This window comes from Desulfotomaculum sp. OF05-3 (assembly GCF_003435535.1).
Lineage (GTDB): Bacteria > Bacillota > Clostridia > Lachnospirales > Lachnospiraceae > Pilosibacter > Pilosibacter fragilis.
The window spans coordinates 1-21,699 of sequence record NZ_QWGO01000043.1 but is presented as its reverse complement, the minus strand read 5'-3'; the positions used below and the strand labels follow the sequence as shown (position 1 = coordinate 21,699).

The window sequence follows — 21,699 nt, the reverse complement described above, 5'->3', positions numbered from 1 at the left end:
GGCGCTCCTGCCGGACCCATCGGGCCCATCGGACCCATCGGACCCATCGGACCTGTCGCTCCCGGCGCTCCGTCAAATCCCGGAAACCCCTGTGGACCTCTCGGTCCTTCAGGCCCCGGGCATCCCTGAGGACCTCTCGGCCCCTGCGGTCCCCGGCAGCAGCAGGTTCCGTGTCTCCAGCCATATCCCCAGCCGCTTCCGCAATTTCCGCCACAGCCGCCTCTTCTGTTTCCTCCGCAGCCACAATTTTCACCGCAGCCACCTCTTCCATCTCCGCCACAGCCCTGCGTTCCGTCCCGGCCGCAGCAACAGTTCCCATCCCAGTGTCCTCTCTCGTCTCCGCCCCGGCAGCTCTCTGCTCTGCAGTCCTCGTTCTCCCAGAAATCATATCCACAATTACGCATGATCAATTCCCCTTTCAGCATATTTTCCTGGCGGACATCCCATACAGGTTGTTCGCTTACTATAATCTATGCTGCCCGTCCGAAACTGCTACTTCTGCGATTTTTTGTCCAAAACTCCTGCTGTCACCTCACTGGACCCATTCAATTTGCTGCTCTTTTCTTTTCTCAAAATATTTCCTGTTTAACTGGCATATCTCCGTCCCCGGCCGGCACCTCTCCGCCAGCTCATTATACCGTTCCGCCGTCTTCCATTCCCCCAGCCTGTCATAGCAGACACACATCTGCAGATATGGAACATATCCCCGGCACTCCGGCATCACAAAACCGTCCTCCCCGGTCCACCTTCCGGTCCGGACTGCCTGCCCGTACCAGAAAATTGCGTCGCGATAGCGCCTGGCCGAGAAGAACCACCATCCGAGATCACAGCAGAGCTCCGGCTTCGGGATCCCCTCAGAAAGTCCGGAAAGCAGAAACTTTAGTGCCCGGTCCCGATCTCCGATCCGATACATACAGTACGCTCCATGCCTGCAGGCATCCACCCGGTCTTCCCGCCAGCCATCCGGCAGTTCCAGATATTCCGAAAATGCGGAAGCGGCATCCCGGTATCTTCTGTGGTAATATAATTCCTTTCCGTAATAATACTGATCCCGCGGAGATAGTTTCCCCTTCTCCCGGAGCATCTGCTCAAATATCCGAAGATTCCTGTCCGGATCCCCTGTCCCCACTTTCCGGTGCTCGATCATGATATCTTCCCGCACTACTTTTCCAAAGGGTTCCACCGCCTCATGGATGCGCCCTTTCCATACGGCTTTTCCGCACCGTCTTAAAAGGCGTTCTCTATAAAAGAAAAATGACGGTGCGCCATCCCCGTCATATCCAACCGCGTATTTCATCATCACTACATCCGGCCGTTCCATATCCAGCCGTCTTTTCAGATCCATCAGTTTTCTCCACTCTTCCTGCCTTATCACATCATCTGCATCCAGCCAGAACAGGTAATCCCCCGTTCCCCTGGAAAAAGCAAAATTTCTCGCCGCTGCAAAGTCATCCTTCCATTTAAAATCATAAACCTTGTCCGTAAAAGAAAATGCGATCTCCTTCGTCCGGTCCGTAGATCCCGTGTCCACAATTATGATCTCATCCGCAAATCCCCGCACGCAGGACAGGCATCTTCCGAGGACCTTTTCCTCATTGCGCACGATCATGCATAGACTGATGGATGCCATTATTTCTCCCTCTTTGTCCTGTTTCTTCAATTTAATATATGATAGATTCTCCAATCTGCTATTCTCCCAGACGCAGCTGCAGGCAGATCCTATTACAGGTGAAACTGCATTCCTGCAGAACCTGCCGCAGCCATCTGTGAACAGGGATTTCCTGTGGCACAAAAAGGCGCTGATCTGCCATGACCTCTCAGCCATACGCAAACCAGCGCCATTTACACTTCACTTTTTAACAAGCCAGACCGGTCCCGATTTTACTGTTCCTATTCCGCGTCTGCCACATAAGCCACAGCAATATCTTCGTAGCCATCTGTAGATGGAATCTCAAAATAAACTTCCTTGCCCGGATTCTTATATGTCATATTGATATCCATCTTATAGTTCATCTCATCAGCTTCGGATGTTGTATGATCTGTGACACTCATTCCGTAGTCCATAAACATCTTCATAGCCTCGCAATAGCCATCTTTGTTGACCGTCATCTCGCCGTTCGACTCATTGATCTTCATGTCCAGAGTGACCCCAAGCTCCTCGTAGGTCTCTGCGGTCGCGCTGGTAACTGCGGTCAGGATCTCGTTGATCTTCTGGTCATCAATAGTGAATGCAAGTTTCCTTGTGTCACCGCTTGTATACATTCTCAAGCCTTTGACAACATCCGTATCCAGATCCATGTTGATCTGTGTGGCCTGAGCTTTCGCAGCTTCCAGATCCATGGCCTGCCTGTACTTGATGCCCATAGTGTTCACATACATGTATCCGTCTGTGTAGAACATATCGATCGGCACTGCGGTTCCAAGCGTATCCGCGGTACCCTTGCATACAAACTGCATGTCTCCGTTCGCGTCCTCTTTCATCATCAGCTTCATATTCATGGACATATCAATATCCTGTCCGAGATAAGACATGGTGATCGTATAGTCCACATCGATATTCGCGCTCGGGAGAGACTCGCTAATCTGCTGTGCTTCCTCATAGACCTTCAGCGCCTCCGGATCGTTCTCCGCGACAGCGATCGGAACTGCCTTTACCTGGGTAACACCATTTACGCTCCAGGCACCATTTTTATCGATCTCATATCCGTCCGCATGACCCGTATTTGTCTGCGCATATCCGGCATTCATCTGCAGATAACCGGAATTTCCGAAATAATAGCACTGTGCCCAGCCATCATGATCACCATCGATCCAGTCCCAGCCGTTCCGGCAGTAGGAACCGTCATCGTTCTCATACCACCAGCCGTTCATATCCTCGTGCCATTCGCCCGCGAATGCCGGGAAGGACAATGCCATTGCTAACGGCATCGCTGCAGTAAGGATCATTTTCCACTTTTTCATAAGAGAGACCTCCTTAAAATTCAACAACCGCGTCGGTCATCTGCACAAGTTTCCAGATGCCGGAGCGCCTGTTCTGTCACCCATCTGCCCACATACTTCTGTGAGTTCCATATCTCAAGTATAGCAGTTCAACCATGCAATCGCAAACCCTTTTTCCTGTAGACTTCTTACGTTTTCTTTAACTGCAAAAATCCGGCAAAGCGCTTCTGCACGCTCTGCCGGATTCAATCTTTTTTCCTTATTCCAGATATGACTGCTCTGCCTGTATCACTGCGTAATAATCATCCCATTTCTCTGAGATCAGTTTCTCGATCCCCTGTTTTACCTCTTCGTTCGTTTTCCCATACTGGAATGGAACCACCGCATCGAAGATCAGGTTCGTATGGGTTGGACCCTGGATCATGCGGAAATCATGGATGGTGACGCCCGGAAAATGTTCGTTGATCATGTCAACAACTTCCTTTTTTGTCTCATTGATTGCCTCGTTATTCACCACGATCGGATCCATGTGGATCACGGCCTCACAGCCAAGTTTTTCCTTCAATTCCTTCTCGATCCGATCGATCACGTCGTGGATCTCGAAGATGTCGCAATCCCCGGACACTTCCCCGTGAAGAGAGATCATGCGTCTCCCCGGGCCGTAATCGTGGACCACTAGATCATGGATCCCAAGGATCTCAGGATGAGCCATAACGATCGTCCTGATCTCATTTACAAATTCTCTGGAAGGCGGTTCTCCGAGAAGCGGATTCAGGGTATCCTTCGCCGCGCCAAATCCTGCATACAATACAAAGCATGCCACAAGGCAGCCACACCATCCATCGATACTAATGCCTGTCACATGGGCCACAGCCATGGAGATCAGAACCGCCGTTGTCGCGATGGAATCGCTCATACTGTCCATAGCCGTCGCTTTCATGGTCTCCGACTGGATCTTTTTGCCGACTGTCCGGTTGTAAAAGCACATGTATCCCTTTACACAGATGGAGACCACAAGGATCCCCACCGCCAGAGCACCTGTCTCCACCGGCTCCGGATGAAAGATCTTCTCTATGGAAGTTTTGAAAAGCTCGATTCCCATGAGAATGATGACCATGGAAACTCCAAATCCGGAGACATACTCGATGCGCCCGTGTCCAAAGGGGTGGTCCGCGTCAGCCTTCATGCCGGAAAATTTAAATCCCACAAGAGAGATAAAGGATGATCCTGCATCTGACAGGTTATTGAATGCATCCGCCGTAATAGCGATGGATCCACTGATCACACCCGCCAGATATTTTCCGGCAAACAGAAATACATTGAGCGCGATGCCCACAATACTGCAGAGCATGCCGTAGGCACGGCGCACATCGCTGTTCCCGAATTGATCTCTGTTTTTAATAAATAAGCCGGACAGTATCGTAATCATGTAAAACACCTCCATCGGTCCGCACACTTGCCGCTCCAAGCCAAAAATCAAGAAATTGTAATTCAGGTCTTCTCACATTCAGCACAAAAAGCCCATCGGCCCGCCGAATCGTTACAAGTTGCTTTCTTCTAACCATCTGTATACTCAAACAGCGAGGAAAAACATGATCTTTCATGTTCTCCTCGCTGTTCTTATATGCCTCAGCATACGAAAAAGTTCCTGCTTCCAGAAAGCTTTCCGATATATTTATTTGTCAAAATACCGATCACTCATCGACATCCTGTGTATCATCCTCGTTGAGAATGATTTTATCTGCTTCCTCAAGCGGAGCATCCGTCTCCTCCTGCGGCTCTTCAGCAACCGGTGCTTCCTGCTCCTGGATCTTATCCTCGATCTCGCCTGTGCTGAGCTTGATATTGCGGTAACGCTTCATTCCGGTACCAGCCGGGATCAGCTTACCAATAATAACATTCTCTTTCAGACCGATCAGGTGATCGACCTTACCGTTGATCGCAGCCTCAGTAAGAACCTTTGTGGTCTCCTGGAAGGATGCGGCAGATAAGAAGGAATCGGTTGCAAGGGATGCCTTTGTGATACCGAGCATGACCTGTTTGCCCTCTGCCGGCTGTTTGCCTGCAGCGATGAGCTCCTCGTTCATCTCGTTGAAATCAAGAACATCCATGGATACGCCCGGAAGAACGTCGGAATCGCCGCTCTCCTCGACACGGATCTTCTTTAACATCTGACGCACGATCATCTCGATATGCTTATCGTTGATCTCTACACCCTGTAAGCGGTAAACACGCTGTACCTCACGGATCATGTAATCCTGTACGGCACGAACGCCCTTAACCTTTAACAGGTCGTGCGGGTTGATGCTACCCTCTGTAAGAACGTCGCCGGCCTCGAGAACCTGTCCGTCCGCAACTTTGATTCTGGAACCATAGGGGATCAGATAAGTCTTGGAGTTTCCTGTCTCCTGGTCCGTAACGATGATCTCACGTTTTTTCTTTGTATCTTTAATTGTAACAACACCACCGAATTCAGCGATGATCGCAAGTCCCTTCGGGCGTCTGGCCTCGAAAAGCTCCTCGACACGGGGAAGACCTTGTGTGATATCGCCGCCGGCAACACCGCCGGAGTGGAATGTACGCATGGTCAGCTGTGTACCAGGCTCACCGATGGACTGTGCGGCAATGATACCAACAGCCTCTCCGACCTGTACCGGCTGGCCTGTCGCCATGTTTGCGCCGTAGCACTTGGAGCAGACACCGATATGGCACTTACATGTCAGGACTGTACGGATCTTAACAGTATTTCTGCCGAGCTTCTCAAGAACCTTGATAACGGCTGCGGCACGTTTCGGTGTACACATATGGTTAGCCTTAACAACAACTTCTCCGGTATCCGGATCTGTGATCGTCTCAGCGATATATCTGCCTGTCAATCTCTCCTGCAGCGTCTCGATGGTCTCTTTACCGTCCGTAAAGCCCTCGATCTCCATGTACGGGATCGTTCCCTTGCTTTCACAGCAGTCTGTCTCACGGATGATAAGGTCCTGGGATACGTCAACAAGACGTCTTGTCAGGTAACCGGAGTCGGCTGTACGAAGAGCGGTATCGGACATACCTTTTCTCGCACCATGTGCGGAGATGAAGTACTCAAGTACGTCAAGACCTTCACGGAAGTTGGACTTGATCGGGAGTTCGATCGTGTGACCGGTCGTATCCGCCATGAGTCCTCGCATACCGGCAAGCTGCTTGATCTGCTTATCGGAACCACGGGCTCCGGAGTCCGCCATCATGAAGATGTTGTTGTATTTATCAAGACCTGTCAGAAGGTCATGTGTCAGCTGGTCATCGGTTGCTTTCCATACATCGATAACTTCTTTGTAACGCTCTTCCTCTGTGATAAGACCACGGCGGAAGTTCTTAGCGATACGATCAACGGTAGCTTCTGCATCTGCGAGGAGCTGCTTCTTTGTTGCCGGGACAGTCATATCGGAAATGGATACGGTCATAGCTGCTCTTGTGGAGTACTTGTAACCGATCGCCTTGATATCGTCCAGGGTGATCGCTGTCTGGATCGCTCCGTGTGTATTGATGACTTTCTCGAGGATCTGCTTTAACTGTTTCTTCTTTACGAGGAAATCGATCTCCGGCTTTAACTCGTTGCCCGGGATCGTTCTGTCTACAAATCCAAGATCCTGTGGGATGATCTCGTTGAAGAGGATACGTCCGACAGTTGTATCAACGATACCAGTCATTGTTCTTCCATCCGGAAGAGTCTTTGTCACACGGACTTTGATTCTTGCGTGAAGAGTAACGGCACCGTTCTCATATGCAAGAAGTGCTTCGTTCGGGCTCTTGAAGAACATTCCCTCGCCCTTTGCGCCCGGTCTCTCCTGTGTCAGATAGTAGATACCGAGAACCATATCCTGGGAAGGAACGGCTACCGGACCACCATCGGACGGTTTTAACAGGTTGTTCGGGGAGAGGAGAAGGAAACGGCACTCTGCCTGAGCTTCCATGGTAAGCGGAAGGTGGACCGCCATCTGGTCTCCATCGAAGTCCGCGTTGAATGCGGTACAAACAAGCGGATGAAGCTTGATCGCCTTACCTTCTACAAGGATCGGCTCGAACGCCTGAATACCAAGACGGTGAAGAGTAGGAGCACGGTTTAACATAACCGGATGCTCTTTGATTACATCCTCAAGTACGTCCCAGACCTCTGTCTGGAGGCGCTCAACCATCTTCTTCGCGTTCTTGATGTTGTGCGCGGTTCCGTTAGCAACGAGTTCCTTCATAACAAACGGTTTAAAGAGCTCGATCGCCATCTCCTTCGGGAGACCGCACTGATAGATCTTAAGTTCCGGTCCAACGACGATAACAGAACGTCCGGAATAGTCAACTCGTTTACCGAGAAGGTTCTGACGGAAACGTCCCTGTTTACCCTTTAACATATCGGAAAGGGACTTTAACGCACGGTTTCCAGGGCCTGTAACCGGTCTTCCGCGTCTGCCGTTATCGATCAGGGCATCAACGGCCTCCTGAAGCATTCTCTTCTCGTTGCGGACGATAATATCCGGAGCACCGAGCTCAAGAAGTCTTGCAAGACGGTTGTTACGGTTGATGATTCTTCTGTATAAGTCGTTTAAGTCGGATGTCGCGAAACGTCCGCCGTCAAGCTGAACCATCGGACGGATATCCGGCGGGATAACCGGAATCACATTCATGATCATCCACTCCGGTCTGTTTCCGGAGCTGCGGAATGCATCTACGACCTCAAGACGTTTGATGATTCTCGCTCTCTTCTGTCCGGATGCCTCCTGAAGAGCTTTTCTAAGCTCTTCGGAGTCTTTATCCAGATCGATATTCTTTAAAAGTTCCTGAACAGCCTCAGCACCCATTCCCACACGGAATGTGCCGTAGCCGTACTTTTCAACAGCATCACGGTACTCTTTCTCAGAAAGGACCTGTTTTAACTGAAGGCCGGTGTTGCCGGCATCCAGAACGATATAGGAAGCGAAGTACAGGACTTTCTCGAGGACTCTCGGAGAGATATCCAGAATCAGGCCCATACGGCTCGGAATACCTTTAAAATACCAGATATGGGATACCGGAGCAGCAAGCGCAATGTGTCCGATACGCTCACGGCGGACGCTGGATTTTGTTACCTCAACGCCGCAGCGGTCACAGATAACACCTTTATATCTGATTTTCTTGTATTTACCACAATGACACTCCCAGTCCTTGGTCGGTCCAAAGATTCTCTCACAGTACAGACCGTCTTTCTCCGGCTTTAAGGTTCTGTAGTTGATGGTCTCCGGTTTCTTAACCTCACCATGGGACCATTCCAGAATCTTTTCCGAAGAGGCAAGTCCGATACGGATCGCGTCAAATGTCATCGGCTGATAAGTTTCATTTGTCTCAGGCATGAACGGTACTCCCTTCTAATTATTTGTCGTCATCCTCGGTATAATCGTCATCGACATAGTCGTCTTTGGCACCGTCGTTTGTATAGTCATCGTCTTCCACATTGACAAGCTCGTCGCCCTTGAATTCCTGCTTCTGGAATCCGTAGTCGGATAAGTCTTCCTTATCGTTGTAGCGGCGGTCTCCCTCGATGATGGAACGAAGGTCATAGTTGGTATCGGAGTAGTCGATGTTCTCAGACATATCGACCTCTTCACCGTTGTCACGCAGCACTCTTACGTCCAGTCCGAGAGACTGTAACTCTTTTAAGAGTACCTTGAAGGACTCCGGAATACCCGGCTCCGGAATGTTCTCGCCCTTGATGATCGCCTCGTAGGTCTTTACACGTCCTACAACATCATCGGACTTCACAGTCAGGATCTCCTGAAGGGTGTAAGCCGCACCGTAAGCCTCAAGAGCCCAAACCTCCATCTCACCGAAACGCTGTCCGCCGAACTGTGCTTTACCACCTAACGGCTGCTGTGTTACCAGTGCGTATGGACCTGTGGAACGGGCATGGATCTTATCATCAACCAGGTGATGCAGCTTCAGGTAGTGCATGTGTCCGATCGTAGTCGGACCATCGAAGTATTCACCTGTACGTCCGTCGCGGAGCTGTACTTTACCGGTACGGCTGATCGGAACGCCTTTCCAGAGAGCACGATGGTCAAGGTGCTCGCCGAGGTATTCCATCGCATCCGGACGAAGGATATCCTTATACTTCTCCTGGAATGCATCCCATTCCATATTTACATAATCATTTGCAAGCTCCAGTGTATCCTGGATATCGTTCTCGTCCGCGCCATCGAATACCGGTGTCGAAACGTTAAAGCCGAGTGCCTTTGCAGCAAGGCTTAAGTGGATCTCGAGGACCTGTCCGATGTTCATTCGGGACGGCACGCCTAACGGGTTTAATACGATATCGAGCGGACGGCCATTCGGAAGGAACGGCATATCCTCTACCGGAAGTACACGGGAGACAACACCCTTGTTACCATGACGGCCGGCCATCTTATCACCGACAGAGATCTTACGTTTCTGTGCGATGTAGATGCGGACTGTCTCGTTTACGCCAGGAGCAAGCTCGTCGCCGTTCTCTCTTGTGAAGAGTTTCGCGTCGATGATGGTTCCGTATGCGCCGTGCGGTACCTTTAAGGATGTATCGCGGACCTCTCTTGCCTTCTCACCGAAGATTGCGCGGAGAAGTCTTTCTTCTGCAGTCAGCTCGGTCTCTCCCTTCGGAGTTACCTTTCCGACTAAGATATCACCGGCACGTACCTCAGCGCCGATGCGGATGATTCCTCTCTCATCCAGGTCTTTTAATGCGTCCTCACCAACACCCGGAACATCTCTTGTGATCTCTTCCGGTCCTAACTTGGTGTCACGGGATTCGCATTCATATTCTTCAATATGAACAGATGTGTATACATCGTTCATAACGAGTTTTTCGCTTAAGAGAACCGCATCCTCGTAGTTGTAACCTTCCCAGGTCATGAATCCGATCAGCGGGTTCTTACCAAGTGCGATCTCTCCATCCTTTGTGGACGGTCCGTCTGCGATAACCTCGCCCTTCTCTACATGGTCTCCCTTGTAAACGATCGGCTTCTGGTTGTAGCTGTTGGACTGGTTGCTTCGTGAGAATTTGATCAGGCGGTAAACATCGCGGTTTCCGTCAGAATCTCTCTTGATCACGATCTCATTGGACGCGGAGCGCTCAACAACGCCGGCATTCTTTGCAACAACGCAGACACCGGAGTCAACGGCAGCCTTGCCCTCGATACCGGTACCAACGACCGGAGCTTCTGTGGAAAGAAGCGGTACTGCCTGACGCTGCATGTTGGATCCCATCAGGGCACGGTTCGCGTCATCGTTCTGTAAGAACGGGATCATGGATGTAGCGACAGAGAATACCATTCTCGGGGATACGTCCATTAAATCGATCTGTCTCTTCTGGAAGGAGGAAGTCTCCTCACGGAAACGACCGGATACGTTGTTGTGGATGAAGTGGCCTTCCTCATCGAGCGGCTCGTTCGCCTGTGCTACGATGTAGTTATCCTCTTCGTCCGCGGTCATATAAACGACTTCATCGGTAACACGCGGGTTTGCCGGGTCAGTCTTATCTACGACACGGTACGGAGCCTCAACGAAACCGTACTGGTTTACCTTTGCATAGCTCGCAAGGGAGTTGATCAGACCGATGTTCGGTCCCTCAGGAGTCTCGACCGGACACATACGGCCATAGTGGGTGTAGTGTACATCTCGAACCTCGAATCCCGCACGTTCTCTGGACAGACCGCCCGGTCCTAACGCGGAGAGACGTCTCTTATGCGTAAGCTCGGATAACGGGTTGTTCTGGTCCATGAACTGGGATAACTGGGAGCTTCCGAAGAACTCCTTCACTGCTGCGGTTACCGGTTTGATATTGATCAAGGACTGCGGAGTGATTCCGTCGATGTCCTGTGTCGTCATTCTTTCGCGTACCACACGCTCCATTCTGGAGAGACCGATGCGGTACTGGTTCTGAAGCAGCTCGCCGACTGCACGGATACGACGGTTTCCAAGATGATCGATATCATCCTTTACGCCGATGCCGTACTCAAGGTGCATATTGTAGTTGATGGAAGCAAGGATATCTTCCTTCGTGATGCACTTCGGAACGAGCTCGTGGATGTTGCGGCGGAGTTCTGCTTTCAGCTCTTCCTCGTCATCCCCTGCTTTTTCCAGAATCTCTTTTAATACCGGGTAGTATACTAATTCTGTAATACCTACTTCTTCCGGATTAAATGTTACGTATGCGGAAAGATCTACCATGAGGTTTGAGAGAACCTTCTCTACACGTTCCTCAGTCTGGATCCATACGTACGGGATCGCCGCGTTCTGGATCGCGATCGCCTGGTCCTTTGTGATTGCCTTTCCTGCTTCGGCAAGGATTTCACCTGTAGATGTATCGACGATATCCTCAGACGGAATCTGTCCTACGATACGGTTCTTCATGTGGAGCTTCTTGTTGAATTTGTATCTGCCGACCTTCGCGAGATCATATCTTCTCGGATCAAAGAACATACCATTTAACAGGCTCTCAGCGCTGTCAACGGACAGCGGCTCGCCCGGACGGATCTTCTTATATAATTCAAGGAGACCATCCTGATAGTTGTCGGATGTATCCTTTCCAAAGCTTGCGAGAAGCTTCGGCTCCTCACCGAAGAGATCGATGATCTCGGCGTTTGTTCCATATCCGAGCGCACGAATCAGGACTGTAACCGGGACCTTTCTCGTACGGTCTACACGGACATAGAACACGTCGTTGGAATCGGTCTCATACTCTAACCATGCTCCACGGTTCGGGATCACGGTACAGGAGTATAATTCCTTACCGATCTTATCATGATCGATTCCATAATATATACCTGGGGAACGTACCAACTGGCTGACGATAACACGCTCGGCACCGTTAATAACGAAGGAGCCGGTATCTGTCATTAACGGCAGATCGCCCATGAAAATCTCATGTTCATTGATTTCATCTTTATCTTTGTTGCAGAGTCTCACCTTAACCTTTAAAGGTGCCGCGTAAGTCGCATCACGCTCTTTGCACTCTTCGATCGTATATTTGATGTCATCTTTGCACAGCGTGAAGTCTACAAACTCCAGGCTCAGATGTCCAGCAAAGTCAGCGATCGGAGAGATATCGTCAAAGACCTCTTTCAGGCCCTCGTCGAGGAACCACTGATAAGAATCCTTCTGGATCTCGATCAGGTTCGGCATCTCAAGAACTTCTTTCTGTCTTGAGAAGCTCATTCTTACGCTCTTGCCGGCCGGCACCGGACGCATTCTGCTTTTCTCCATTTGACGTTTCACCCCTGTTTTCTTTCTCTATAATCAATAGCCAATTTTGGGCATACTGGTACCATATGCACATGATACCACAATAGTGCACATTTCATACTACCATGGGGTTGTCAATCTGTCAAGCACTTTTTTACAAGGTTTTCCTGGACGTTGTTCACGTAAATAAAAGATGTGCTGCAGAATCTTTCAGATGATCCTGCAGCACATCTTTTATCAGTCTATATAATTTTTACCATTCTACTCTACGCTTGTGTAATACCCCGGCGCATACATCTGGATCGAGTAGAAATCATCCCCTGACGGGCTTTCTTTACTTGCAAAAATCTCCGGTCCATAAGCTGTGGTAAATCCGTTGACACTGTCATCTGTCTTACTAACGATCATATCCTCGGTATTGATCAGTTCCTGATATACCTCCTGTCCGCTTAGATCCGTATCCAGATAGCCGAATTCCTGAAATGCGGCTTCCAGCACGTCCACGATCTGGTAGAAGGCCTCCTCATCGCTGCTGTAGGCACCGATCCCATGGAGATCATCTGTTGCCGTGTCGGCGTAGATGGTAATGCTTCCCACATACTCCCCATCACGGCTCAGATAACAGGCCTGATCTGTGTTGTACCAGCTCATATCGTCCGAAGCATAGTTGTAGCTGTATGTGTCCTCCATCGACCACTCAGAAAATCCGTACTGCGGCAGGAGCCGGTCCAGGGCGGCCGTCACATCCGCAAGCTGGGCGTCATAGTGACCGTAGTTTGTACAGTTTGTTCCGATGGCCCGCACCTCCTCGTCGGAGAGCTCGCCCTCCCCAAGGACCTCCACGGCGTTGGAATCGGCAGAGGACCAGAGATCGCCGCTGGACGAGTCAAAGATGTTCTCGATCCCGTAGATCGATTCCCGGATCGCATGGGTGATAAGAAACAGCAGGTTTCCGCCGACGGAAAATACCAGCCAGATGATCACGACGATCAGAATGCCGGTAAACGGCTTCTTCCGTCCCCGCTCGGAGTTTACGCGGTCCATGATGTTCTTCGCGGACTGGCTACTGTAAGTTCCACTCTGGCAGGTGTCTGCCTGACCGCGGTACTGTTCAAGCTGGCTCTTCATATGTTCGAACGCATTCCGCTGTCCCGCCATCCGGTTTCCCATATTCTGGAATGGATCCGCTGCTTTCTTCTCCCGATTTGTCTTTTTCTTTCCGTCCTGTGTGCTGGTCGATGTCCCATTTCCTTTAAATACGCCCGCGTACGAATCTGTGCCGGACGCTCTGCTTCCCGGGTATTCGCTTCCGCCATCATGGTACAGGCAGTCTGACTCATGCTGTGGATGTCTCTCATTTAAATAGTAATCCACATCCTGTACATATGGATGCCACACGATCCTTTTGCATCCGCTGCAGTATAGACCCGATGTCATTTTCTGGTCGCAGTATGGACAATATCTCTGTTTCATCCGTAGTTCCTCCTGTCGGTATTCCTCTTTTCAGGTCATTTTAATTTTGTATTTTAAGCCCAACAGCTAAATTTCCACTCTCATTTTAACATAGGTTTCCGGTATACACAATCGAGATTTTACATCGTCAGCCCGATGCCTGATTCTTGTTACAGTACACGGGCACTCCTTGCCCGCGCACTGTAACAGGATTTTGCCGATGCTTCGCATTCCGAATCGGCAAAATCCACTACCACCACTGTATTGTACGGAATTTTCAATTCAGAAAATTCCTACCCATGAAAAGTAACTGATTCTTTTCCCAAAACGAAAAAAGACTCAGAGCAGCCACTTTGCATGGTCTCTGAGTCTTCTCACACTGATATACTGCTTTTACCGGTTCAGGATCTCCATAAATTCCTCCCCGGTGATCGTCTCCTTTTCGAGAAGATATCCGGCAAGTTCGTTTAATTTTGCTGCATGGTCTCTTAAGATTCCCATTGCCTTCTCGTACTGTGCCTTCACGGTAGCGATCACCTCGTCATCGATGGCTTTCGCTGTCTCCGGTGAGCATGCGAGGGAGGTGTCTCCGCCAAGGTACTGGTTCGTCACGGTCTCAAGGGCAACCATACCGAACTGGTCGCTCATACCGTAGCGGGTCACCATAGCGCGGGCAAGCTTTGTGGCCTGCTCGATATCGTTGGAGGCACCGGTCGTGATAGAGTGGAACATAAATTCCTCCGCCGCACGGCCGCCGGTCAGGGTTGCGATCTTGTTAAGTGCCTCCTCCTTACTCATAAGAAGGCGCTCGCCATCCTCCACCTGCATCGTATAGCCGAGAGCGCCCGATGTTCTCGGAATAATTGTGATCTTGTGGACCGGAGCGGAATTGCTCTGGCACGCAGCCACCAGGGCGTGGCCGATCTCGTGGTAAGCGACGATCCGGCGTTCATTCTCAGATACGGACGCATTTTTCTTCTGGTAACCGGCAATAACGGTCTCAACGCTCTCCTCCAGATCAGCCTGGGATACAACGCGGCGTCCCATGCGGACGGCACGGAGCGCGCCCTCGTTGATAATGTTCGCAAGCTCGGCACCGCTGGCTCCGACAGTTGCTCTCGCGATGGCGTTAAAGTCAACGGACTCATCCATCTTGACATCTTTTCCATGTACCCGAAGGATCGCCTCACGGCCTTTGAGGTCCGGGAGCTCCACCGGGATCCTCCTGTCGAAACGGCCCGGTCTCAAGAGGGCCTTATCGAGGGTCTCCGGACGGTTTGTGGCCGCCAGGATCACAACACCCTTTCGTCCGTCGAATCCGTCCATCTCTGTAAGAAGCTGGTTTAAGGTCTGCTCACGCTCATCGTTTCCGCCCATGCCGCTTCCGTCACGCTTTTTACCGATGGTATCGATCTCATCGATAAAGACGATACACGGCGCTTTCTCATTTGCCTGCTTGAAGAGGTCCCGGACCTTCGCGGCACCCATGCCGACGAACATCTCAACAAACTCAGAGCCGGAGATTGAGAAGAACGGAACATGCGCCTCACCGGCAACAGCCTTTGCAAGTAATGTTTTACCTGTTCCTGGAGGGCCTACGAGGAGCGCGCCCTTCGGAAGTGTGGCACCGATATCGGAATATTTTTTCGGATCATGAAGGAAATCAACGATCTCCTTTAAGGCGTCCTTCGCCTCCTCCTCACCTGCGACATCCGCAAATGTCACGCCGGTCTCGCTCTCCGCGTAGATCTTTGCATTCGATTTTCCAAATGTCATCGCGTTTCCGCCCATGCGCTTCGCCATGCTGCGGCTTAATATCTGTCCAAGTCCGATCATGATCATGAATGGAAGGATCCAGTTTGTGAAGACTGCCATGATAGCGGATTCCTTCCGCGGGATCACCTTGTCGAAGGTCACTCCCTTACTGTATAACCGTTCTGTCAGATCCGGGTCATCCCAGAGACCTGTCTTGTAGATCTGCTGTTTCCCATTGCTGTCTTTTGTGATGAATACGATCTCGCCGTTCGTGTCATCTTTTTCCACCTGTGCGACCTGTCCGTTGTCCACCATGGTCAGGAACTCGTTGTAGCCAACTTCCTTTACCTGGCTTTTCAGTGCGGACGGGAATACGAGTCCGTTTAACAGGACCGTCATGACCAGAATTATGATCATATAATAGAAAAATCCCTTAAATGAATTGAGATCATTCGGGTTCGGCTTTTTTCCGCCGTCTTTTGTACCCATGCGTCTGCCTCCTTGATTTTCTTTTTTCTGTAACGCTTTTTCATCGCATCTTAGCTTCTGCCGTTACTTTTTCTGCCTTTACATGCTTTGTTTTCTGAGCATCTCCGCGAGGTGACACCCTGTCATTTCGTGTGATATTTATCCTATATCAGGAGACATTGAATGTCAATGGAATTTATGGAAGTTTCTGAAATATTATATTTTTTTTAGAAATTACCATTTTTCTTTCTGTCCAGCGGAGTTTGCAGGTTTCCAAACTTTTTTTATTGTTCTTCTTGACAAACAATCCTTTTCGTACTATGATACCCATAACCAAACAAGAAAAACCGTTGAGAAAGAGGAGTACATTTTCGATCGTGTTTTCACAGAGAGCTGCAGGCGGTGGGATTGCAGTATTGCACTGGAAATGGAATGGACTTTCGAGGGCAGTCCTGAATTTTAGTATGGACTGACGGCTACCGCAGTCGTTAAGAGAGCGGCGTATATGTTGGTATACGAAAAAAGCGGACCGAAAGGTCAAATTGAGTGGCACCGCGGATATGAAATTCGTCTCAAGCATCAGATTTTAAATCGATATCTGATACTTGGGATTTTTTTTATACAAAAATAAGTGCTCTGCACCGGACAATATCCCGATCCCCAAAAACCTTCGCTCCACACCTCCAACAACTACTCGGCAAAACGGCAGTCGCCGCAACAGGACCTGCCGCAGCTGCAAAACATCTTTATCAAAAGTAGAAGAGGAGAACAAAATTATGAAAAAATCAATCAAAGCAATCATCGCAGCAACCTTCACCGCAGCACTCCTTGCAGGCTGCTCTTCTAACACAGCTTCCACCACAACAGCTGCTGAGACAACGACAGCCACAGCAACAGAAGCTGCCGCAGAGACAACAACGGCTGAATCCGCAGACGCAGCAGATACAGCTCTTGCAGACGGTTCCTACACCATCGGCATCAACCAGTTCGCAGTCCACGGCTCTCTCGACAACTGCCGTGAAGGCTTCCTTGAGGGGCTTGCAGAGAACGGTATCGTTGAAGGAAAGAACCTTACCGTATTAGAAGAGAACGCGCAGGCTGACCCAGGGTTAGCAGCACAGATCAGCACAAACTTCGCCGGACAGAAGGTGGATCTCATCTGCGCGATCGCAACACCGAGCGCCCAGAGCGCATACAGCGTCGGCAGAAAGAACGACATCCCGGTCATCTATACAGCCGTTACGGATCCGGTTGCAGCTGAGCTCGCAAACGCTGACGGAACTCCGGTTGGCGAAGTGACAGGTACCAGCGACAAGCTTCCGGTCGAGCAGCAGCTCGAAATGATCCGCGCGATCCTTCCTGATGCGAAAAAGATCGGCATCATGTATACAACAAGCGAAGTAAACTCCGCTTCCACTCTGGCTGAGTACAAGGAAAAAGCCGCTGACTACGGTTTCGAGATCGTTGAGTCCGGCGTTTCCTCCACAGCAGACATCCCGCTCGCTGCTGACAGCCTCTTAGAGCAGGTCGACTGCTTAAACAACTTAACAGACAACACAGTCGTTGCCTCCCTTCCGCTGATCCTTTCCAAGGCAAATGCGAAAAACATCCCGGTATTCGGAAGTGAGATCGAGCAGGTCAAGATTGGCTGCCTCGCTGCTATGGGACTTGACTATGTAGATCTTGGAAAGCAGACAGGACGCATGGCTGCAGAAGTTTTAAAGGGCGAGAAGAAAGCAAGTGAACTGAACTTCGAGGTGATCGAGACTGCTGCTTTCTACGGAAACTCCAAAGTCGCTGAGGATCTTGGAATCACTTTCCCGGAGGATCTTGCTTCCAATGCAAAAGAGTTATTCACTGAGATCACACAGTAGTTCAACAAATTTCATCCACTTTTAATAAGGAAGTCGGATGATCGGCAACATAAACAATCATGGTCCGGCAAAGCGATTTTCCGCTTCTGCCGGACTTTGCAGCAACATGTAATTGCGGGATTTTCCCCAGTTACTGATTTTCGGAGGATATCATGGCAATCTTATTAGGAATCTTTGAGGAAGGGCTGATCTACGCGATCATGGCCCTGGGCGTTTACATCACCTACAAGATCCTGGACTTCCCGGATCTGTCGGTTGACGGAACTTTCCCTCTGGGCGCAGCGCTGACCGCGGGACTGATCGTAAAAGGAGTTTCCCCAGTGTGGGCACTTCCGCTCTCCTTCTTTGCGGGTGTTCTCGCCGGATGCGTGACCGGTGTCATTCATGTAAAATGTAAGGTCCGCGACCTGTTTTCCGGTATCATTGTCATGACAGCTCTCTACTCCGTAAACTTAAGGATCGCCGGAATGAAGGCAAACCTTCCCTTCCTGTCCCAGGATACGATCTTTGACAATGAGTGGACCAGGAACAGTCTTCCGGCATCCGTAAGACCGTACATTGTTGTGATCATTCTGGCTGTGATCGCCCTGATCTGCAAGTTCGTTCTCGACTGGTACTTAAATACGAGATCCGGCTATCTTCTCCGGGCAGCCGGTGACAATGATGCTCTCGTTACATCTCTGGCAGAAGACAAAGGCCGGGTGAAGATCATCGGCCTTGCGATCGCCAACGGATTCGCAGCCCTCGCAGGCGGAGTGCTCGCCCAGAAGCAGGCGTTCTTCGACATCTCGATCGGAACCGGAACCATGGTCTTCGGTCTCGCAAGCGTGATTCTCGGAACACAGCTGTTCCACCGCTTCGGAAAGCTGAAGGCAACCACCGCTGTTATCGCAGGCGCAATTCTCTATAAAGCGTGTGTAGCTTTCGTTATTTCCATGCGGATCGTAAAGGCGACCGACCTGAAACTTATCACTGCGGCAATTCTTCTTCTGATTCTGATCGTCAGTGATTCCATGAAGAGAAAGGGGGCACACCATGCTTGAGTTAAAAAACATCAGTAAATATTACAACGCAGGCACTGTAAATGAAATGTGCCTCTTTAACGATTTCAACCTCAGTATCGATGACGGCGAGTTTGTTTCCGTTGTCGGCAGCAACGGATCCGGTAAAACTTCCATGTTGAATCTGATCTGCGGCAGCATTCCGGTGGATTCCGGCACCATCGTCATGGGCGGAACTGATATCACAAAAATGCCGGAGTACAAGCGCCAGCGCCGCATCGGCCGCGTCTACCAGCACCCGGCGATGGGAACCTGCCCGAATATGACGATCCTCGAGAATATGGCTCTCGCGGACAATAAGGGAAAGCCGTTCAATCTTCTTCCCGGAACAAATAAAGCCCGCATTGACTTCTACCGCGACCAGTTGAAAATCCTCGGTCTCGGTCTCGAAGATAAGATGGGGGTAAAAGTCGGCGTCCTCTCCGGTGGACAGCGTCAGGCAATGGCTCTTCTAATGTCAACCATGACTCCCATCGAATTTCTGATCCTTGATGAGCACACGGCCGCCCTTGACCCGAAGACGGCAGATATTATTATGGAACTGACCGGAAAGATCGTTGCAGAAAAGCACCTGACGACCATTATGGTCACACATAATCTCCGGTTCGCTGTAGAGTACGGAAACCGTCTTCTGATGATGCATCAGGGGCATGCGGTCATGGATAAAAAAGGCGAGGAAAAGGCGAACACGAAGGTGGATGATATCCTTGACATGTTTAACGCGATCAGTATTGAGTGCGGCAACTAGTCCGCGTATTGTCTGAATTGATCTTGCAAATTTATGTAACAGGGAATTCCTCAGAATTTCCTGTTACATAAAAAAGAGCTGTATGCGGCTGGAACTGGGATGACCAGTTTTCGAGGCATATGGCTCTTTTCGTTTTTGGGGGTGTTGACTCATTGAGTCGAATCGCTCACTCGCAAACACGCGCTTCGCGCTCTATTGTCTGCTTCGCAGACAGTTTGCTCGTTAGCGGCGCAGGAAAAACAAATGTCGCCGGAGGCGCCGCTTGTTTTTCCTCTGCGCTCGCTATATCTTTATTTTCGTCCACTTTCCGCTCTTAAATCTCCAGTTCGTCAGACACACTCTCACGATCTGGTCGCACACGATTCCGAGCCAGATGCCGACGACTCCGATCTCCAGTACATAGCAGAACAGGTACGCACAGGACGGGCGGACGATGGTGATACTGAGAGTCGAAGCACAGGTGGTGAACACCACATCTCCCGCACCCCTGAGACATCCCATGTAGATGACCTGGGAGATCTGCAGGAGTACGATCACGGTCATGACCTGCATGATCCGGGCACCCATGGCGATAATATCTTCCTCAACAAAGTACAGGTGGAAATACCAGTTTCCTAACAGCAGATATAGGATCGACAGCACGATGGAGATCATGTTTCCGATCCTCTGGCAGATCGTCCCGTACATGACCGCCAGATCCGGGCGCTTCTCCCCAAGGCTTCGTCCGCAGAGCGCCACAGCGGCTACCTGCATGCCGTCACCAAATGAGAAAGACAGGTTCATGACATTCATGGCCACCTGGTGCGCCGCGTAGGCCGAGGTTCCTAGTCTCGCCGCCATGATCGATACAAGAAGGAAACCGGTCCGCATGAACACCTGCTCGATGAAAACGCTGGAAGCGATCTTTGCCATATTCTTTGCCGGTTCCAGGGTGATGCGGACGCGCTCTTTTATAATGTAGGGAATGCTGACAAAATTGTCTTTCGGGATCAGGGAGCAGATGCTCATAATGCAGGCAACCACGGTTCCAAATACAGTCGCCAGAGCCGCACCCGCGATTCCCATCGCCGGAAAGCCAAGATGACCCTGAATCAGGAGATAATTTCCGATCATGTTGACCACATTGGAGGTCACGTTGGTGCGCATGGCGATCTTCGTGTTTCCCGCACCGCGCTGGGAGGCGTTGATCGCCATGGAAATGATATTGAAGATCATGCCGCCCATGATGATCCTAAAATACAGGACCGCGCTCTCCTGAGTGTCCTCGTTGGCACCGCAGAAGCGGATGATCGGCTCCGCAAAAACCACCGCCGCTATGCTGATCAAAATTCCGACAACGACTGTGAAGATCAGCGCCATCAGGAGAACCTGGTTCGCGCCGATCCGGTCTTTCTCACCGCGACGTCTCGCCACCAGGGCAGATATGGATACGTTCATGGCGATAAAGATGCACAAGCCGATGAATTTCGGCTGCGTTGTCAGACCTACTGCCGCCACCGCGTATGCGCCGATGGAGCTCACCATCAGCGAGTCCACCATGCCCGCCAGGGCAATAAAAAAGGACTCCATCACCGCAGGCCAAGCCATCTGGAATGCGATCTGGTATCCTTGTTTTCCTCCACCCATAAATTTCTGAAGTCTCGTCTTTTCGTTTTCCGGCATTCTCATCACTCCTGTATGTCTGCTTTTGGCATCTTTAAAATATTTTTCGGTGTGTTGCTCTGATTCTTATTAGATTTATTATACAATACGGTGAATGTAAAATCAAAGTAAAAATTAGTAACTGTGAAGGTACCGAATTTCTAACATTGAGGGCGTAAACAGTAACGGTACCGAACAGTTACAATAAATATAGTTTTATGGTAACTATTCAGTACCTTCATAGTTACGTGCAAAAATCCATTCCAGATCAGCTTCGCTGATGGGATTTTTGCCTTCCAGCCTATGTTTTCTTACGGTCAGCGCAGCAAGTGCGCAGACCTACTGAACAGTTACGTTTTATGTAATCTTGCTTCATCAGCACTTTTATCGTACAATTATTATGTTGTCCAACCGATACCCGGCAACGGGAGGAGGTGAGTCTTTTGAATTTGATACTTTCGTTTCTTGTCTCCTGTGCGGCTGGTGTAGCCTGCCACTACATCATCAAATGGTTAGATGGAGACAAGTAGGG

General features: G+C 50.3%; 11 protein-coding genes, 1 pseudogene and 1 other annotated feature. Of the genes and pseudogenes, 3 read left to right on the top strand and 9 right to left on the bottom strand.

The features are described from left to right. From DXA87_RS18660 to ftsH, 8 genes and pseudogenes are all read right to left on the bottom strand, one after another. A pseudogene (locus tag DXA87_RS18660) lies at positions 1-404 on the bottom strand (collagen-like protein); the annotation flags it as partial. 128 nt (positions 405-532) lie between these two features. Next, positions 533-1,630, bottom strand: a complete 1,098-nt coding sequence (locus tag DXA87_RS15710) for a glycosyltransferase (RefSeq protein ID WP_117505302.1) — start codon at positions 1,628-1,630, stop codon at positions 533-535. A 260-nt stretch (positions 1,631-1,890) separates the two neighbouring features. Beyond that, the gene (locus DXA87_RS15705) at positions 1,891-2,961 is read right to left on the bottom strand and encodes a hypothetical protein (RefSeq protein ID WP_117505300.1); all 1,071 of its coding nucleotides are present in this window, start codon (positions 2,959-2,961) and stop codon (positions 1,891-1,893) included. 238 nt (positions 2,962-3,199) lie between these two features. Further along, entirely contained in the window at positions 3,200-4,369 is a 1,170-nt protein-coding gene (locus tag DXA87_RS15700) for a cation diffusion facilitator family transporter (protein ID WP_015553331.1), read from the bottom strand. 265 nt (positions 4,370-4,634) lie between these two features. Next, positions 4,635-8,306, bottom strand: coding sequence for a DNA-directed RNA polymerase subunit beta' (rpoC, locus tag DXA87_RS15695; protein ID WP_117469196.1), 3,672 nt, complete (start codon positions 8,304-8,306; stop codon positions 4,635-4,637). A 19-nt stretch (positions 8,307-8,325) separates the two neighbouring features. Further along, positions 8,326-12,189, bottom strand: coding sequence for a DNA-directed RNA polymerase subunit beta (locus DXA87_RS15690; RefSeq protein WP_117505298.1), 3,864 nt, complete (start codon positions 12,187-12,189; stop codon positions 8,326-8,328). A 240-nt stretch (positions 12,190-12,429) separates the two neighbouring features. After that, positions 12,430-13,641, bottom strand: coding sequence for a hypothetical protein (locus tag DXA87_RS15685; protein ID WP_117505296.1), 1,212 nt, complete (start codon positions 13,639-13,641; stop codon positions 12,430-12,432). A 372-nt stretch (positions 13,642-14,013) separates the two neighbouring features. Continuing rightward, a complete protein-coding gene (gene ftsH, locus DXA87_RS15680) occupies positions 14,014-15,864 on the bottom strand; it encodes an ATP-dependent zinc metalloprotease FtsH (protein ID WP_021905601.1) in 1,851 nt (616 codons plus the stop codon). Between the two features lie 320 nt (positions 15,865-16,184). Then, positions 16,185-16,421: a binding site (T-box leader), on the top strand. 198 nt (positions 16,422-16,619) lie between these two features. Here ftsH and DXA87_RS15675 point away from each other — a divergent pair. From DXA87_RS15675 to DXA87_RS15665, 3 genes are all read left to right on the top strand, one after another. Continuing rightward, on the top strand, positions 16,620-17,717 hold the full coding sequence (locus DXA87_RS15675) for an ABC transporter substrate-binding protein (protein WP_117471643.1): 1,098 nt from the start codon (positions 16,620-16,622) through the stop codon (positions 17,715-17,717). A gap of 152 nt (positions 17,718-17,869) precedes the next feature. Then, positions 17,870-18,760 carry an ABC transporter permease gene (locus DXA87_RS15670; protein WP_015553324.1) on the top strand — a complete coding sequence of 297 codons (891 nt, stop codon included), beginning with the start codon at positions 17,870-17,872 and terminating at the stop codon, positions 18,758-18,760. Continuing rightward, the gene (locus DXA87_RS15665) at positions 18,753-19,526 is read left to right on the top strand and encodes an ATP-binding cassette domain-containing protein (protein WP_015553323.1); all 774 of its coding nucleotides are present in this window, start codon (positions 18,753-18,755) and stop codon (positions 19,524-19,526) included. The genes DXA87_RS15670 and DXA87_RS15665 overlap by 8 nt, the downstream gene beginning before the upstream one ends. A gap of 282 nt (positions 19,527-19,808) precedes the next feature. On the opposite strand, the gene DXA87_RS15660 is transcribed toward DXA87_RS15665, so the two are convergent. After that, on the bottom strand, positions 19,809-21,188 hold the full coding sequence (locus DXA87_RS15660; protein ID WP_117505294.1) for an MATE family efflux transporter: 1,380 nt from the start codon (positions 21,186-21,188) through the stop codon (positions 19,809-19,811). Positions 21,189-21,699: the final 511 nt, after the last annotated feature.

What these genes read in the sequence shown, in the direction of transcription:
- DXA87_RS15670 (WP_015553324.1), top strand. Translation starts at nt 17,870, where the DNA reads ATGGCAATCTTATTAGGAATCTTTGAGGAAGGGCTGATCTACGCGATC.
- DXA87_RS15700 (WP_015553331.1), bottom strand. Translation starts at nt 4,369, where the DNA reads ATGATTACGATACTGTCCGGCTTATTTATTAAAAACAGAGATCAATTC.
- DXA87_RS15710 (WP_117505302.1), bottom strand. Translation starts at nt 1,630, where the DNA reads ATGGCATCCATCAGTCTATGCATGATCGTGCGCAATGAGGAAAAGGTC.
- DXA87_RS15665 (WP_015553323.1), top strand. Translation starts at nt 18,753, where the DNA reads ATGCTTGAGTTAAAAAACATCAGTAAATATTACAACGCAGGCACTGTA.
- DXA87_RS15685 (WP_117505296.1), bottom strand. Translation starts at nt 13,641, where the DNA reads ATGAAACAGAGATATTGTCCATACTGCGACCAGAAAATGACATCGGGT.
- rpoC (WP_117469196.1), bottom strand. Translation starts at nt 8,306, where the DNA reads ATGCCTGAGACAAATGAAACTTATCAGCCGATGACATTTGACGCGATC.
- ftsH (WP_021905601.1), bottom strand. Translation starts at nt 15,864, where the DNA reads ATGGGTACAAAAGACGGCGGAAAAAAGCCGAACCCGAATGATCTCAAT.
- DXA87_RS15675 (WP_117471643.1), top strand. Translation starts at nt 16,620, where the DNA reads ATGAAAAAATCAATCAAAGCAATCATCGCAGCAACCTTCACCGCAGCA.
- DXA87_RS15690 (WP_117505298.1), bottom strand. Translation starts at nt 12,189, where the DNA reads ATGGAGAAAAGCAGAATGCGTCCGGTGCCGGCCGGCAAGAGCGTAAGA.
- DXA87_RS15705 (WP_117505300.1), bottom strand. Translation starts at nt 2,961, where the DNA reads ATGAAAAAGTGGAAAATGATCCTTACTGCAGCGATGCCGTTAGCAATG.
- DXA87_RS15660 (WP_117505294.1), bottom strand. Translation starts at nt 21,188, where the DNA reads ATGCCGGAAAACGAAAAGACGAGACTTCAGAAATTTATGGGTGGAGGA.